Raw genomic sequence first — 16,293 nt, forward strand, 5'->3', positions numbered from 1 at the left:
TACGACAAAATCGAACGGTGTGCGATTCCTTTTATGCTGGAGGGGTGAACCAGCCCTTCAGCTCCGTCTGGACCCGCGAGCCGCGGCCCGCCAGGAGCGCGACCCTCAGCCGGGCCCAGATCGTCCGGGCGGCCATAGAGCTGCTCGACGCCGAGGGCCTCGACGCGCTCAGCATGCGCCGTCTGGGCGCCAAGCTCGGGTCCGGGGCCACGAGCATCTACTGGCACGTCGCCAACAAGGACGAGCTGCTGGAGCTCGCCGTGGACGAGGTCTACGGCAGGATCACCCTCCCCGGCGAGGACACGGCCTGGCGCGAGGCCGTCTCTGCCTTCGCCCACAGCATGCGCGCCGTCCTCCTGGAACACCCCTGGGCGGCCGTCCTCCTGGGGTCCAGGCCCTCTCTCGGCCCCAACGCCGTCGCGCTGGTGGACGGGCTGATGAAGGTGGGCCGGCGGGCCGGGTTCGCGGGCATGGCGGTGGACCACGCCTGGTCCACGCTGCTGGCCTTCGTGCTCGGCGCCACCACACCCGAGATCGCCTGGCGCGCCGCCCTCGGCTCCACCCGGGTGAGCGACACGGAGCTGATGAAGGCGACGCACAGCGTGGCGGAGGACGCCGTCCGCGACCACCCCGACCTGGCCGCGCACTACGCCCAGTACAAGGACATGGACGTCGAGGCCGGCCGCGCCGCCGCCTTCGACTTCGGCCTGACCTGCGTGCTCGACGGCCTCCAGGCCCGCCTGGACCGCGGGGACGCGCCGCCGTCCGGCTGAGGACCGCCGAAGCATTACCCACGCCGTACCCGGGCCGCAGCGTGGCGCCGTGACACCCGGGAAGAAACCCGACCACGCCCCGGGTGGGTGGCGGCACGGCGATCGATCACGGCGAGGCGGTGACGGCAGGAATGGACGTCGTTGGAGATTCCCCGTCCCCGGCGGTGCGCCGCCGTGACCTCCTCGGTCTGCCCGTCCTGGCGCTCGGAGCCGCGGCCGGTCCGCGAACGGCGGCCCGGGCGGACGGAGCGGACCCGTCCCCCACGCCGGGAGGGCCCTCCGGGGAGGGGGCCGGAAGCCCGAAGGAGGTGCCGGTCACACCGCCGGAGGACCTGATGCGCGAGCACGGCGTCCTCAAGCGCGTCCTGCTGGTCTACCGCGAGGGGATGCGGCGGATCGGCCGCGGCGAACGCGTGCCGTCCCGGGAGCTGCACGAGGGGGCCCGCGTCATCCGCGAGTTCATCGAGCAGTACCACGAGGAGAACGAGGAGAAGCACGTCTTCCCCCGGCTGCGGCAGGCCGGCCGGCTCACCGGCACCGTGGACACGCTCCAGCTCCAGCACCAGCGGGGCCGCGTCCTGACCGGCCGGATCCTGAAGGCCACCGGCCCGTCCGGGGCGCCGGGCGCATGGGCCCGCCGCCGCCTGGTCGCCGACATGGCGGCGTTCGTCCGGATGTACGAACCGCACGAGGCCCGCGAGGACACCGTCGTCTTCCCCGCCTTCCGCGATCTTCTTCCGCCCCGGGAGCTGCTCGAGCTGAGCGAGGTCTTCGAGGAGGACGAGCACCGCCGCTTCGGCCCCAACGGTTTCGCCGACATGGTGAACCGGGTCGCCGGCATCGAGAAGAACCTCGGCATCCACGACCTGGCCCGGTTCACCCCCCGGGTGTGAGCGGCCTGCGGATCCTCCCGTCCCGGCCGTGCGCACGGGCAGCCGTACGGCGGGACGGGGAGTCCGCGGAAGCGGAACCTACAGGCCCATCCACTGCTGGATGCGGAAGATCAGCTCCTGGGCGTCGACCGGCTTGGTGACGTAGTCGCTGGCTCCCGCCGCCAGGGTCTTCTCCCGGTCGCCGTGCATGGCCTTGGCGGTCACCGCGATGATCGGCAGGCCGGCGAAGCGCGGCATCTTCCGGATGGCCGCGGTGGCGGCGTAGCCGTCCATCTCCGGCATCATGATGTCCATCAGGACCAGGTCGACGTCCTCGTTGCGTGAGAGCACCTCGATGCCCCTGCGGCCGTTCTCGGCGTAGAGCACCTGCATGCCGTGCAGCTCCAGGATGTTGGTCAGCGCGAAGACGTTGCGCACGTCGTCGTCGATGACCAGGACCTTGCGGTTCACCAGCATGGCGTCCGCGCCGTCCATCGCCTGGGGGGGCTCCTCCGGGCTGGGCTGCACCAGCGGCAGCACGTCGCCGGGCGCGTGCGCCGACAGGTGCAGGGCGATGCGCTCGCGCAGCTCGTCGAGGCTGGGGATGCGCTCCAGCGGCTGGGTGCTGGAGCGCCCCTTGAGGAGGTTCTCCTGCGGCCTGGTGAGGGTGCGGGTGTGGTGGGCGAGCACCGGCAGCTCCCGCAGGGCCGGGTCCTCGTCGAGCAACCGCAGGAACTCCGCCGCCCCGTCCTGCCGCATGCCCAGGTCGAGCACGATGCAGTGGTGGCCGGCGCCCTTCAGGATGTCGATCGCGGCGGCCGGGTCGCCGGCGGTGGAGACCACGACCGGTCCATGGGTGGCGCTCAGGTCGGCGACGACGCTCTCGGCCAGCTGGGAGAGCAGGCCGTTGGGCCTGGACTCCACCACCAGCAGCCGGCGCCCCTCCGTCCCCTGCGCCGCGCCGGCCACCGGCGCGGAACCGGCCTCGGCCGTCTCCAGGGCGGGCCGGTCGCCGGGTGCGGGAAGGGAGGCGGTCCGGGCGGCCTCGACGGCGGCCGGCCCGGCCGTGCCGGGCGCGACACCGGCGATCGGCAGCAGGAGGCTGAAGGTGCTGCCCTCGCCGAGGGCGCTGACCGCCCGGATCTCACCGTTGAACAGCGCGGCGATCTCCCGGCTGATCGACAAACCCAGCCCGGTGCCGCCGTACTTGCGGCTGGTGGTGCCATCGGCCTGCTGGAAGGCGTCGAAGATCTGCGAGAGATTTTCCTCGGCGATGCCGATGCCGGTGTCGGCGACGTGGAAGGCGAGCACGTCCTGCCCCGGGACCCCCAGGATCTCGGTGTCGGCCAGCCGTTCGATGCGCAGCCCGACCGACCCCGCCTCGGTGAACTTCACCGCGTTGGACAGCAGGTTGCGCAGCACCTGCCGGAGCCTCTGCTCGTCCACCAGCAGCTCCTCCGGCACGTCCGGGGCGACGGTCACGTCGAACCTGAGGCCCTTCTCCGTGGTCAGCGGGCGGAAGGTCGCCTCGACGTAGTCGAGGAGCTGGCGCAGGTCCAGCGGCTCCAGCGTGATGTTCATCTTCCCGGCCTCGATCTTGGACAGGTCGAGGATGTCGTTGATGAGCTGGAGCAGGTCGGTGCCCGCCGAGTGGATGACGTTGGCGTACTCCACCTGCTTGGCGGTCAGGTTGCGGGCCGGGTTCTGGGCCAGGAGCTGCGCGAGGATGAGCAGCGAGTTGAGCGGGGTGCGCAGCTCGTGGCTCATGTTGGCCAGGAACTCGCTCTTGTACTTCGAGGCCAGCGCGAGCTGCTTGGCGCGGTCCTCCAGTTCCTGGCGGGCCTGCTCGATCTCCTTGTTCTTCGTCTCGATGTCGCGGTTCTGCCGGGCCAGCAGCTCGGCCTTCTCCTCCAGCTCGGCGTTGGAGCGCTGCAGCTCCTCCTGGCCGATCCGGAGCTCGATCGCGAGCCGCTGCGACTCGGCCAGCAGGGAGTCGGTCCGGGCGTTGGCGACGATCGTGCTGACGTTGACGCCGATGGTCCCGGCGAGCTGCTCCAGGAAGGCCCGGTGCACCTTCGTGAAGCGGTTGAGGCTCGCCAGCTCTATCACGCCGAGCACCTGGTCCTCGACGACGATCGGCAGCATGATGAGGCCGACCGGGGTGGCCGCGCCGAGGCTGGAGGCGATGGTGAGATACCCCGGCGCGACGTCCTCCACCAGGACGGGCCGCCTGGACAGCGCGGCCTGCCCGACGAGCGAGTCGCCGAAACGGTGCCGGCGATCGGTCTCCCGGTGCCCGTAGCCGCCGACCACCCGCAGCTCGGGGCCGTCGGGCGTCTCCTCGGCCAGCAGGAACGTGCCGTACTGGGCCGAGACCAGCGGGGCCAGCTCGTTCATCACCAGCTCGGCCACGACGGCGAGGTCGCGGTGGCCCTGCATGAGACCGGAGATGCGGGCCAGATTCGACTTCAGCCAGTCCTGCTCTTGGTTGGCCAGGGTGGTCTCCCGCAGGGACTTCACCATGGAGTTGATGTTGTCCTTGAGCTCTGCCACCTCGCCGGAGGCGTCCACGGTGATCGAGCGGGTCAGGTCGCCCGAGGTCACCGCGCTGGTCACCTCGGCGATGGCGCGGACCTGGCGGGTCAGGTTGCCGGCCAGCTCGTTGACGTTCTCGGTCAGCCGCTTCCAGGTGCCGGAGACTCCCTCCACCTCGGCCTGGCCGCCCAGCCGCCCCTCGCTCCCCACCTCACGCGCCACCCGCGTCACCTCGGCCGCGAACGACGACAGCTGGTCCACCATCGTGTTGATCGTCGTCTTCAGCTCCAGGATCTCGCCCCGGGCGTCGACGTCGATCTTCTTGGTCAGGTCGCCCTGGGCGACCGCCGTGGTGACCTGCGCGATGTTGCGGACCTGGTTGGTCAGGTTGTTGGCCATCGAGTTGACGTTGTCGGTGAGGTCCTTCCAGGTGCCGGCCACGTTGGGCACCCGGGCCTGGCCGCCCAGCTGCCCCTCGGTACCCACCTCGCGGGCCACCCGCGTCACCTCGTCGGCGAAGGCGCTCAGCGTGTCGACCATGGTGTTGATGGTCTGCGCGAGCGCGGCGACCTCGCCCTTCGCCTCCACCGTGATCCTCTGCGACAGGTCGCCGCGGGCCACCGCCGTGGCCACCTGGGCGATCGAACGCACCTGGCCGGTGAGGTTGCTCGCCATGACGTTGACGTTGTCGGTGAGGTCCTTCCAGGTGCCGGAGACGCCCCGGACCGTGGCCTGCCCGCCGAGGTTGCCCTCGGTGCCCACCTCGCGGGCCACCCGCGTCACCTCGTCGGCGAAGGCCGAGAGCTGGTCCACCATCGTGTTGATGGTCTCCTTCAGCTCCAGGATCTCGCCCCGGGCGTCCACCCGGATCTTCTGTGACAGGTCGCCGCGGGCCACCGCCGTGGTGACCTCGGCGATCGAGCGGACCTGCGCGGTGAGGTTGTCGGCCATGACGTTGACCGACTCGGTGAGCGCCTTCCAGGTGCCGGAGACGCCCTTGACGTCGGCCTGCCCGCCCAGCCGCCCCTCGGTGCCCACCTCACGGGCCACCCTCGTCACCTCGTCGGCGAACGACGACAGCTGATCCACCATCGTGTTGATGGTGCTCTTCAGCTCCAGGATCTCGCCGCGCGCCGAGACCGTGATCTTCTGTGACAGGTCGCCGCGGGCGACCGCCGTGGCCACCTGCGAGATGTTGCGGACCTGGTCGGTGAGGTTGCCCGCCATGTAGTTCACCGAGTCGGTGAGGTCGCGCCAGGTGCCGGAGACGCCCTTGACGTCGGCCTGCCCGCCCAGCCGCCCCTCGGTGCCCACCTCACGGGCCACCCTCGTCACCTCGTCGGCGAACGACGACAGCTGATCCACCATCGTGTTGATGGTGCTCTTCAGCTCCAGGATCTCGCCGCGGGCGTCCACGGTGATCTTCTGAGACAGGTCTCCTCGCGCCACCGCGGTGGTGACCTGGGCGATCGAGCGGACCTGGTCGGTGAGGTTGCCCGCCATGAAGTTCACCGAGTCGGTGAGGTCGCGCCAGGTGCCCGCGACGCCCTTGACGTCGGCCTGCCCGCCCAGCCGCCCCTCGGTGCCCACCTCGCGCGCCACCCTCGTCACCTCGTCGGCGAACGACGACAGCTGGTCCACCATCGTGTTGAGGGTGTTCTTCAGCTCCAGGATCTCGCCCCGGACGTCCACGGTGATCTTCTGCGACAGGTCGCCGTTGGCCACGGCGGTCGCGACCTGGGCAATGTCGCGGACCTGGTCGGTGAGGTTGCCCGCCATGGCGTTGACCGAGTCGGTGAGGTCCTTCCAGGTGCCGGAGACGCCCGGCACCTCGGCCTGGCCGCCCAGCTGACCCTCGGTGCCCACCTCGCGGGCCACCCGCGTCACCTCCGAGGTGAACAGGGAGAGCTGGTCCACCATGCCGTTGAACACGGTGGCGATCTCCTTGAGCAGCCCGTCGCCGTCGTCCGGCAGCCGCGTCCCGAAGTCGCCGTCACGCACCGCCGTGAGACCGGCGAGCAGCTGGCGGAGGTCCGGATCCTCCACGCCGGAGGCGCCCCGGGCCGCTCCGCGGCCGTCGGCGCCGGGGGTCTCAACCATGTTCACCATCGCCTCTTCTGCCAGTTCCGCCGGGGGGTCGAGCGACCTCAGGCCCTATGGGTACCACACCGCCGTATCCCGGATACGGGTACGGTCTCGCCTGCCCGAAGACCCAGGTGAGATACGGTCGATGCCAGGAAAGCGGTTAACCTCACAATGTCGCGAAACATCCTGTAAAGCACCGGCAATCCGTATTTACACGCTGATCGGATACCCTCGGTGAGTGCTCCCTACGATCGCCGACGTGCTCGCCCTCGACACCGTCCGTCGGGGCAACCCCCGTGTCGTCGCGGGAGCCGACCGACTGGACACCCGCGTGCGATGGGTGCACGTGGGGGAGGTCACCGACATCGCCCAGCTGCTGCGCGGCGGGGAACTGGTGCTCACCACCGGCATCGCGCTCCCCGACGACCCCGACCGGCTCGCCGACTACATCGCCGAGCTCGCCGCCGTCGGCGCCTCCGGGCTGATCGTGGAGCTGGGCCGCAAGTTCGTCAGGGAACTGCCCAGGAGCGTGGTCAACGCCGCCGAGAAGCACGGCCTGCCGCTGATCACGCTCGGCCGCGAGACACCGTTCGTGCAGATCACCGAGTCGGTGCACGCCCGGATCATCGACATCCAGTTGGAGGAGCTGCGCGCCTCCGAGCAGCTCCACGAGGTGTTCACCGAGCTCTCGGTCGAGGGCGCCTCCCCCGCCGAGGTCCTCCGCCAGGTCGCGCGGCTGTCCGGGCGGCCCGTCCTCCTGGAGAACCTCGCCCACCAGGTCCTCGCCTGCGACACCGCCGGACGTGACACCGGGACGCTGCTGGCGAACTGGGAGACGCGGTCCCGGGCGGTCGCCCCCGGCCAGCGCACCGCCTACGACGACGCCGCCGGCTGGCTCGTCACGATGGTCGGGGCGCGGGGCCAGGACTGGGGACGGCTGATCATGCTGTGCGACGCCGAGCCCAACCCCCGCGACATCGTGCTCGCCGAACGCGCCGCCACCACCCTCGCCCTGGGCCGCCTGCTGGAACGCCACCAGGAGTCGCTGGAGCGCCAGGCGCACGGCACGATCATCGCCGGGATCCTCTCCCACGCCTACGCCGACCCCGACGAGGCGGCGGCCCGCGCCCGGGCGGTCGGGGTGCCGCTGACCGGCCGCAAACTGGTCAGCGTGGTCCTGCGGCTGGCCGAGGCGTCGGAGAAACCCCTCGACGGCCAGGAGCAGCTCGCCAGGCTCGGCGATCTCGCGGAGGCCGCCGCGGCCGCCTGCCGCGAGGCCCGGCTGCCCGCCCTGGTCGGCGCCCTCGACCAGAACCGCGTCGGAGTCCTGCTCCCCCTGCCGCCCCGCACCCCGGTCGAGTCGGCGCTGGCCACGCTCGCCGACCGCCTGCGCACGATGTTCGCCACGCCGTTCGTCCTCGCCGCCGGCTCGGCCGTCGAATCCCTCCGCGACGTACGGCGAAGCTTCCTGGAGGCCGAGCAGGTCGCCGACGTCGCCTTCCGCCAGCCCGACGGCCGCCCCTTCTACCGCCTCCCCGACCTGCGGCTGCGCGGCCTGCTGCACCTGCTCAGAGACGACGCCCGGCTGCAGACCTTCGCCGAGCGCGAGCTCGGCCCCCTGCTGGCCCACGACGCCCAGCGCGGCGGCGACCTGACCGGAATCCTGCGGATCTACCTCGACTCCGGCCGCAACAAGGCCGTCGCCGCCCAGAAGGCCCATCTGTCCCGACCCGCCTTCTACGACCGGCTCCACCGCCTGGAACGCATCCTCGACACCGACCTGGACGACGTCGAGTCCTGCCTCTCCCTCCACGTCGCCCTGCTGGCGCTGGAGTCCTTCCGGAGGGACAACCCCCGCGGCTGAAACGCCCACGACCGGAAGCGCGGGGCACGTCCGGGACCGCGGGGGATGTCCGGGACCGCGGGCATCGTGCCCTTCCGGTCGCCGCCTCGGAGGACGGCGCGAACCGTACGGGACCCGGACTCCGCGCGGCTCGCACCCGCCTATGACGGCCCGTCGGACCCGGTGTCGGCGTGAACGGTGTCGTCGGCGCAGACGTACAGATCCCAGCGCCGCGGCCGCGCCATGACGACGCCGAGGATGAAACCAAGGACCATGCTCGCGATGATCACAGTGAGAATGTTCAGCCCCATGACGGCTGCCTCTCGCAACTTGTGCCGCCCGGTCTTGAGGGAATGCGGCTACTGCACCGTAACGCCACGCCCCCGCCCTCGCAGCGAAACCGCGGGGACTAACCCCTATTGACCAGCACGGCCGGTTCCTCCGGCGGGGTCATACCGGATCCCCGGCCGTTCCCCGCGACGGCGCGGCGGATATCCCAATGCTTTCTCGGACTTTCTCGTGGCTTTTTGTGCGTTTCGCTCCCCCGACGGTGTGGATCTTCGGCACGATGGTGCACCGAAGACCGATCATCAACGGGGAGAGAGAAACACGCACATGTCGCGACGTATCACCGTCGGGCTTTCCGCCATCGCACTGGCCGCCACGGCGGTTCCGGCTCACGCGGACCAGACGAACCTGACGCTCCCCACGTCGGCCTTCCCCCTGGGACAGGAACAGAGCCGCCCCCTGGTCAAGAACCAGCGAGAGGTGACCCGGGGCGTCCGGCTCTTCGACCTGGCGCACGGCAGGTCCACGCAGGGCTGGACCGTGTCGCTGCTGATGCCCAACGGGCACGACGACGGAACTTTGCAGGCCGCGCAGCTCAAGGCCGACGAAGCCTCCGCCGCGGGGTTCACTCCCGCCGTGGTACGGATCGTCCAGCCGGCCGCAGCCGACGCCCCGGCGGTGGAACGGTACATGGTCCGCATCGGGCAGTGGACGCTCAAGCAGCGCGCCGAAGCCGACAAGATGGTCAAGGACCTCAAGGAAGCCGGCATCAAGGCCAAGGCCGACTACCTCGCCGACGACGGAGCCGAGACCACCGGCCCATGGAAGATGCACGTGCTGATGGTCGACCCCAGGCTCTTCAGGGGGTCCTTCAAGACCAGCGTCGGCGTGAGCGTCGCCAAGCGTGAGACGACCAGCTCGATGGCCAAGCATCTCGGCGCCATCGCCGGGGTCAACGGCGGCTTCTTCAACATCCACACACCGAAGCAGCTCCAGGGTGACCCCGTGGGCGTCTCCGTGGTGGGCGGCAGACTGCTCAGCGAGGCCGTCGCCGGCCGGAGCGGGCTGGTGCTCAACGGGCGCAGGGCCCGGATCACCGAGCTGAAGTCGGTGACCACGGCCGCCTCCTCGGACGGCTCCAGAGTCGAGATCAAGGGCATCAACCGGGCCGCCGGCCCCGACGATCTGGTCCTCTACACCCCGGAGTTCGGCGCCAAGACCGCGGCCGACGGCGGTGCCGAAGTCGTGATCGACGCCCAGGGCAGGGTCGTCACCCGCGAGGCCGGCGGCGCCGTCCCCCGCGAATCCTCCGTCCTCCACGGAACCGGGAGCATGGCGGAGTGGCTGCTGTCGCACGCCCTCGACGGCTCCACGATGAGGATCGACAACAAGGTCATCGACCTGCGGACCGGGAAGGGCGTCCCCCTCACCCCCGAGACCTACATCATGGGCGGAGGTGTCGGCCTCGTCAGGAACGGCCGGGTGCAGATCACCGCCAAGGCCGACGGGCAGGCATCGGTCAACATGATGCTCCGCCGCCATCCGCGCACGCTGGTGGGCGTCGGCAGATCCGGAGGGCTGATCGTGGCGACGGTCGACGGCCGCGATCCCGGCGTGAGCGTCGGCGCCTCGATGGTGGAGGCGGCCCAGCTGATGCGCTGGCTGGGCGCCAAGCAGGCCCTCAACCTCGACGGCGGCGGCTCGTCCGCGATGGTCGTCGGCCGCAAGGTCGTCAACCGCCCGTCCGACGGCGCGGAACGCACCGTGGGCGACGCCCTCTTCATCACGCCGTGATTCGTACGGGGCCCGTCTTCTGATGGCCTTCCAGGCTTGGTTCGTCCGGGGGCTGGGTCCCGGGGCTTGACCGCCCAGGAGCCGGCCCACGGCCCGATGAGGGCCCCAGGCCCGGAGCCGGGCCCCCACCGGGCTCCCGGGATCCGGTAGGGATTCGCAGGCGAGGCTGAGGCCCCGCTCCCCGAGAGGGGGCGGGGCCTTCCGCGCGTATGGGGGCCGGCTCCGGTGCTGAGGGCAGGCACGAAAAAAGCGGGGTTTCCGGCTTGCGCCGAAGACCCCGCCGGAAAACACAGAAGCCAGAAAACCCGGAAACCGGAAACCACGGAGGCCCGGAAGGCCCGGAAGGCCGGGAACCACGGAGGCCCGGAAGGCCCGGAAGGCCGGGAACCACGGAGGCCCGGAAGGCCCGGAAGGCCGGGAACCGCGGAGACCGGGAGGCCCGGGAGGCCGGGAAAAGTCTGGGAAATGCGGAAAGGGCCGCTCCCCCGGTGAAACCAGGGGGCGGCCCTCTCCAAAAGATTGTCCGGCGGCGACCTACTCTCCCACACCGTCCCCGGTGCAGTACCATCGGCGCTGAAGAGCTTAACTTCCGGGTTCGGAATGTAACCGGGTGTTTCCCCTTCGCCATAACCGCCGTAACACTATGAAACACACAAACACACGCACCCAACCCGGAACCGACATCCCGGGGGTGCAGACGGTGCCTGCTGCCTCAGAATCACACAGTGGACGCGAGCAAAACCAGTGATCACGCGCTGCTCCGGACCCGGCGAAGAGTACAGAGCGCTGCAGAAACCACACGAATGCTTTATGGTCAAGTCCTCGGCCTATTAGTACCGGTCAGCTCCACACATTACTGCGCTTCCACCTCCGGCCTATCAACCCAATCGTCTATTGGGAGCCTTACCCCCTCACGGGGTGGGAGACCTCATCTCAAGGCAAGCTTCCCGCTTAGATGCTTTCAGCGGTTATCCCTCCCGAACGTAGCCAACCAGCCGTGCTCCTGGCGGAACAACTGGCACACCAGAGGTTCGTCCGTCCCGGTCCTCTCGTACTAGGGACAGCCCCTTTCAAGTCTCCTGCGCGCGCAGCGGATAGGGACCGAACTGTCTCGCGACGTTCTAAACCCAGCTCGCGTACCGCTTTAATGGGCGAACAGCCCAACCCTTGGGACCTACTCCAGCCCCAGGATGCGACGAGCCGACATCGAGGTGCCAAACCATCCCGTCGATATGGACTCTTGGGGAAGATCAGCCTGTTATCCCCGGGGTACCTTTTAGCCGTTGAGCGACGGCGCTTCCACATGCCACCGCCGGATCACTAGTCCCAGCTTTCGCTCCTGCTCGACCCGCCGGTCTCACAGTCAAGCTCCCTTGTGCACTTACACTCGACACCTGATTGCCAACCAGGCTGAGGGAACCTTTGGGCGCCTCCGTTACCCTTTAGGAGGCAACCGCCCCAGTTAAACTACCCACCAGACACTGTCCCTGATCCGGATCACGGACCCAAGTTAGACGTCCAAAACGACCAGAGTGGTATTTCACCAATGACTCCACCGGAACTAGCGTCCCAGCTTCACCGTCTCCCACCTATCCTACACAAACCGTTCCAAACGCCAATGTCAAGCTGTAGTGAAGGTCCCGGGGTCTTTCCGTCCTGCTGCGCGTAACGAGCATCTTTACTCGTAGTGCAATTTCGCCGGGTCTGCGGTTGAGACAGCGGGGAAGTCGTTACGCCATTCGTGCAGGTCGGAACTTACCCGACAAGGAATTTCGCTACCTTAGGATGGTTATAGTTACCACCGCCGTTTACTGGCGCTTAAGTTCTCACCTTCGCCGCGTTGCCGCGGCTAAGCGGTCCCCTTAACGTTCCAGCACCGGGCAGGCGTCAGTCCGTATACATCGTCTTACGACTTCGCACGGACCTGTGTTTTTAGTAAACAGTCGCTTCCCCCTGGCCTCTGCGGCCCCCACCAGCTCCGAGTGCAAGACTCATCACCAGCGAAGGCCCCCCTTCTCCCGAAGTTACGGGGGCAATTTGCCGAGTTCCTTAACCGCAGTTCACCCGATCGCCTTGGTATTCTCTACCTGACCACCTGAGTCGGTTTCGGGTACGGGCCGCCATGACACTCACTAGAGGCTTTTCTCGGCAGCATAGGATCACCCACTTCGCCACAATCGGCTCGGCATCACGTCTCAGGATATACAGACCGCGGATTTACCTACGGTCCTCCCTACACGCTTACCCCAGGAACAACCATCGCCTGGGATGGGCTACCTTCCTGCGTCACCCCATCGCTTACCTACTACCAGATCAGGCCAGGCGTTCACCCTGACGCCCGCTCCGAAGAGCAGACCGGGTTAAGGACCCTTAGTATCACTGGGTTCAGTATGGGCGCATCACAGCGGGTACGGGAATATCAACCCGTTGTCCATCGACTACGCCTGTCGGCCTCGCCTTAGGTCCCGACTTACCCTGGGCGGATTAGCCTGGCCCAGGAACCCTTGGTCATCCGGCGCAGAAGTTTCTCACTTCTGATTCGCTACTCATGCCTGCATTCTCACTCGCACGGCCTCCACAACTGGATCACTCCGCTGCTTCGCCGGCCGCACGACGCTCCCCTACCCATCCACACCCCTCGACAAAAGCCAGGGTTAATGCGTGAATGCCACGACTTCGGCGGTGTACTTGAGCCCCGCTACATTGTCGGCGCAGAATCACTTGACCAGTGAGCTATTACGCACTCTTTCAAGGGTGGCTGCTTCTAAGCCAACCTCCTGGTTGTCACTGCGACTCCACATCCTTTCCCACTTAGCACACGCTTAGGGGCCTTAGTCGGTGGTCTGGGCTGTTTCCCTCTCGACTACGGAGCTTATCCCCCGCAGTCTCACTGCCACGCTCTCACTTACCGGCATTCGGAGTTTGGCTGACGTCAGTAACCTTGTCGGGCCCATCGGCCATCCAGTGCTCTACCTCCGGCAAGAAACACGCGACGCTGCACCTAAATGCATTTCGGGGAGAACCAGCTATCACGGAGTTTGATTGGCCTTTCACCCCTAAACACAGGTCATCCCCCAGGTTTTCAACCCTGGTGGGTTCGGTCCTCCACGCGGTCTTACCCGCGCTTCAACCTGCCCATGCCTAGATCACTCCGCTTCGGGTCTGCAGCATGCGACTCAAACGCCCTATTCAGACTCGCTTTCGCTACGGCTACCCCACACGGGTTAACCTCGCCACACACCGCAACTCGCAGGCTCATTCTTCAAAAGGCACGCAGTCACATCACGAGCAGGGCGAACCCCGCTCACGCTCCTACGGCTTGTAGGCACACGGTTTCAGGTACTCTTTCACGACCCCTCACCGGGGCACTTTTCACCTTTCCCTCACGGTACTAGTGCACTATCGGTCATCAGGGAGTATTTAGGCTTACCAGGTGGTCCTGGCAGATTCACACAGGATTTCTCGGGCCCCGTGCTACTTGGGATCCCCTCCAGCAGTCGACAGGATTTCGCCTACCCGGCTCTCACGGTCTCCGGCGCCCCTTCCCAGAAGCTTCGGCTACCCCATCGATTTCTCACTGCTTGTGGCTCCGGCAGAAACCACAAGAGGGTCCCACAACCCCGAACACGCAACGCCCGCCGGCTTTAACACGCGCCCGGTTTAGCCTCTTCCGCTTTCGCTCACCACTACTCACGGAATCACTATTTGTTTTCTCTTCCTACGGGTACTGAGATGTTTCACTTCCCCGCGTTACCACCAACCGCCCTATACATTCAGGCGGAGGCAACACCACATGACTGGTGCTAGGTTTCCCCATTCGGACATCCCCGGATCAACGTCTGGTTGGCGACTCCCCGGGGCTTAACGCAGCCTCCCACGTCCTTCATCGGCTCCTGATGCCAAGGCATCCACCGTGTGCCCTAAAAAAACTTGGCCACAAAGATGCTCGCGTCCACTATGCAAATCTCAAACAACACGCAGCGACCACCACGACCCCACCACCAGACACCCACCCCCACAAGAGATGAGCCGGTATGACAGGCGGACGGTCCCGCAGAGGGAAAACCAAACCAGCGAGCCCGCCCGAACAGCGGGCCCGCCTGGTCCGTTTCCTCAGGACCCAACAGTGTGTCCGGACCAGCGAAACCCCTCGCAACCGCCGTTCCCACTCCCCCAGAGCGAACCCCGGAGGCGGTACTAGCCGGCCAGCGACTCCGCTGAACCGAATAGCCAGTGCTCCACTAATGAGCGCACCGTGCGCGAGACGTTCGCTCGCGGCCACGGCATGGACCGATCAGCCCCCACCCCAGCGGGTGGCGTGCTGCCGGCCGGTGCTCCTTAGAAAGGAGGTGATCCAGCCGCACCTTCCGGTACGGCTACCTTGTTACGACTTCGTCCCAATCGCCAGCCCCACCTTCGACCGCTCCCCCCCCAAAGGGTTGGGCCACGGGCTTCGGGTGTTGCCGACTTTCGTGACGTGACGGGCGGTGTGTACAAGGCCCGGGAACGTATTCACCGCAGCGTTGCTGATCTGCGATTACTAGCGACTCCGACTTCATGGGGTCGAGTTGCAGACCCCAATCCGAACTGAGACCGGCTTTTAGGGATTCGCTCCACCTTGCGGTATCGCAACCCTCTGTACCGGCCATTGTAGCATGTTTGCAGCCCAAGACATAAGGGGCATGATGACTTGACGTCATCCCCACCTTCCTCCGAGTTGACCCCGGCAGTCCCCCATGAGTCCCCACCACCCCGAAGGGCGTGCTGGCAACATGGAGCAAGGGTTGCGCTCGTTGCGGGACTTAACCCAACATCTCACGACACGAGCTGACGACAGCCATGCACCACCTGTCACCCAGTCCGAAGAGGGCTCTGTCTCCAGAGCTTTCCGGGCGATGTCAAGCCTTGGTAAGGTTCTTCGCGTTGCGTCGAATTAAGCAACATGCTCCGCCGCTTGTGCGGGCCCCCGTCAATTCCTTTGAGTTTTAGCCTTGCGGCCGTACTCCCCAGGCGGGGCGCTTAATGCGTTAGCTACGGCGCGGAAACCGTGGAAGGTCCCCACACCTAGCGCCCAACGTTTACGGCGTGGACTACCAGGGTATCTAATCCTGTTCGCTCCCCACGCTTTCGCTCCTCAGCGTCAGGTAAGGCCCAGAGAACCGCCTTCGCCACCGGTGTTCCTCCTGATATCTGCGCATTTCACCGCTACACCAGGAATTCCGTTCTCCCCTGCCTACCTCTAGCCAGCCCGTATCGAATGCAGACCTGGAGTTAAGCCCCAAGCTTTCACATCCGACGCGACAAGCCACCTACGAGCTCTTTACGCCCAATAATTCCGGACAACGCTTGCGCCCTACGTATTACCGCGGCTGCTGGCACGTAGTTAGCCGGCGCTTCTTCTGCAGGTACACGTCAACTTCGTCCCTGCTGAAAGAGGTTTACAACCCGAAGGCCGTCATCCCCCACGCGGCGTCGCTGCGTCAGGCTTCCGCCCATTGCGCAATATTCCCCACTGCTGCCTCCCGTAGGAGTCTGGGCCGTGTCTCAGTCCCAGTGTGGCCGGTCGCCCTCTCAGGCCGGCTACCCGTCGTCGCCTTGGTAGGCCGTTACCCCACCAACAAGCTGATAGGCCGCGAGTCCATCCCCAACCGAAAAGACTTTCCACACGCATCCCATGCGGAAGCGTGTCGTATCCGGTATTAGACCCAGTTTCCCGGGCTTATCCCAGAGTCAGGGGCAGGTTACTCACGTGTTACTCACCCGTTCGCCGCTCGAGTACCCCGAAGGGCCTTTCCGCTCGACTTGCATGTGTTAAGCACGCCGCCAGCGTTCGTCCTGAGCCAGGATCAAACTCTCCAAACAATGTCTACAGAGTTTCTCCCGGCTGAAAGCATCCCCATCCCCAGCGAAGGAGACGAGGTGCATCAACCAAAGGAATCCGTCCTCCCACCGAGGCGGGTGGGACGGGGTTGTGCATCATGCACTGGCTTTTAACACACTGTTGAGTTCTCAAGAAACGGACGCGTTCACCGTCGGTCCGGATCGTCGATCCGCCCTCCGGGGCATTCGTTTCGCGTCTCAATCCTAGCAGTTCCGCCTGGTT

The 16,293-nt window shown here is 66.7% G+C and carries 6 protein-coding genes and 3 rRNA genes; 4 read left to right on the forward strand and 5 right to left on the reverse strand.

Annotated features, from left to right (window positions below; genetic code table 11):
* The first annotated feature begins 44 nt into the window (after positions 1–44).
* Both HDA43_RS35835 and HDA43_RS07570 read left to right on the forward strand, forming a co-directional pair.
* Complete coding sequence (locus HDA43_RS35835; protein WP_179819035.1) at positions 45–773, forward strand: TetR/AcrR family transcriptional regulator C-terminal domain-containing protein; 729 nt, start codon at positions 45–47, stop codon at positions 771–773.
* 308 nt (positions 774–1,081) lie between these two features.
* Positions 1,082–1,666: a hemerythrin domain-containing protein gene (locus HDA43_RS07570; RefSeq protein ID WP_312873082.1), complete on the forward strand. Its 585-nt coding sequence runs from the start codon at positions 1,082–1,084 to the stop codon at positions 1,664–1,666.
* A gap of 78 nt (positions 1,667–1,744) precedes the next feature.
* Here HDA43_RS07570 and HDA43_RS07575 read toward each other — a convergent pair whose 3' ends face one another.
* Entirely contained in the window at positions 1,745–6,280 is a 4,536-nt protein-coding gene (locus tag HDA43_RS07575; protein WP_246424211.1) for a HAMP domain-containing protein, read from the reverse strand.
* A 223-nt stretch (positions 6,281–6,503) separates the two neighbouring features.
* Here HDA43_RS07575 and HDA43_RS07580 point away from each other — a divergent pair, with 223 nt between their 5' ends.
* Positions 6,504–8,129, forward strand: a complete 1,626-nt coding sequence (locus tag HDA43_RS07580) for a PucR family transcriptional regulator (RefSeq protein WP_179819038.1) — start codon at positions 6,504–6,506, stop codon at positions 8,127–8,129.
* A 140-nt stretch (positions 8,130–8,269) separates the two neighbouring features.
* On the opposite strand, the gene HDA43_RS07585 is transcribed toward HDA43_RS07580, so the two are convergent.
* Positions 8,270–8,419, reverse strand: a complete 150-nt coding sequence (locus HDA43_RS07585) for a hypothetical protein (RefSeq protein ID WP_179819039.1) — start codon at positions 8,417–8,419, stop codon at positions 8,270–8,272.
* A gap of 304 nt (positions 8,420–8,723) precedes the next feature.
* On the opposite strand from HDA43_RS07585, the gene HDA43_RS07590 reads away from it, so the two are divergent.
* Entirely contained in the window at positions 8,724–10,190 is a 1,467-nt protein-coding gene (locus HDA43_RS07590; RefSeq protein WP_179819040.1) for a phosphodiester glycosidase family protein, read from the forward strand.
* A 521-nt stretch (positions 10,191–10,711) separates the two neighbouring features.
* Here HDA43_RS07590 and rrf read toward each other — a convergent pair.
* From rrf to HDA43_RS07605, 3 genes are all read right to left on the reverse strand, one after another.
* Positions 10,712–10,828: ribosomal RNA gene (gene rrf / locus HDA43_RS07595) — 5S ribosomal RNA — on the reverse strand.
* Between the two features lie 172 nt (positions 10,829–11,000).
* Positions 11,001–14,126, reverse strand: a 23S ribosomal RNA gene (locus HDA43_RS07600).
* A gap of 406 nt (positions 14,127–14,532) precedes the next feature.
* Positions 14,533–16,052: ribosomal RNA gene (locus HDA43_RS07605) — 16S ribosomal RNA — on the reverse strand.
* The 16S, 23S and 5S rRNA genes sit together here, the layout of an rRNA operon.
* Between the last annotated feature and the right edge of the window lie 241 nt (positions 16,053–16,293).

This window comes from Streptosporangium sandarakinum (assembly GCF_013409935.1).
In the GTDB taxonomy this organism is placed as follows: Bacteria; Actinomycetota; Actinomycetes; order Streptosporangiales; family Streptosporangiaceae; genus Streptosporangium; species Streptosporangium nondiastaticum.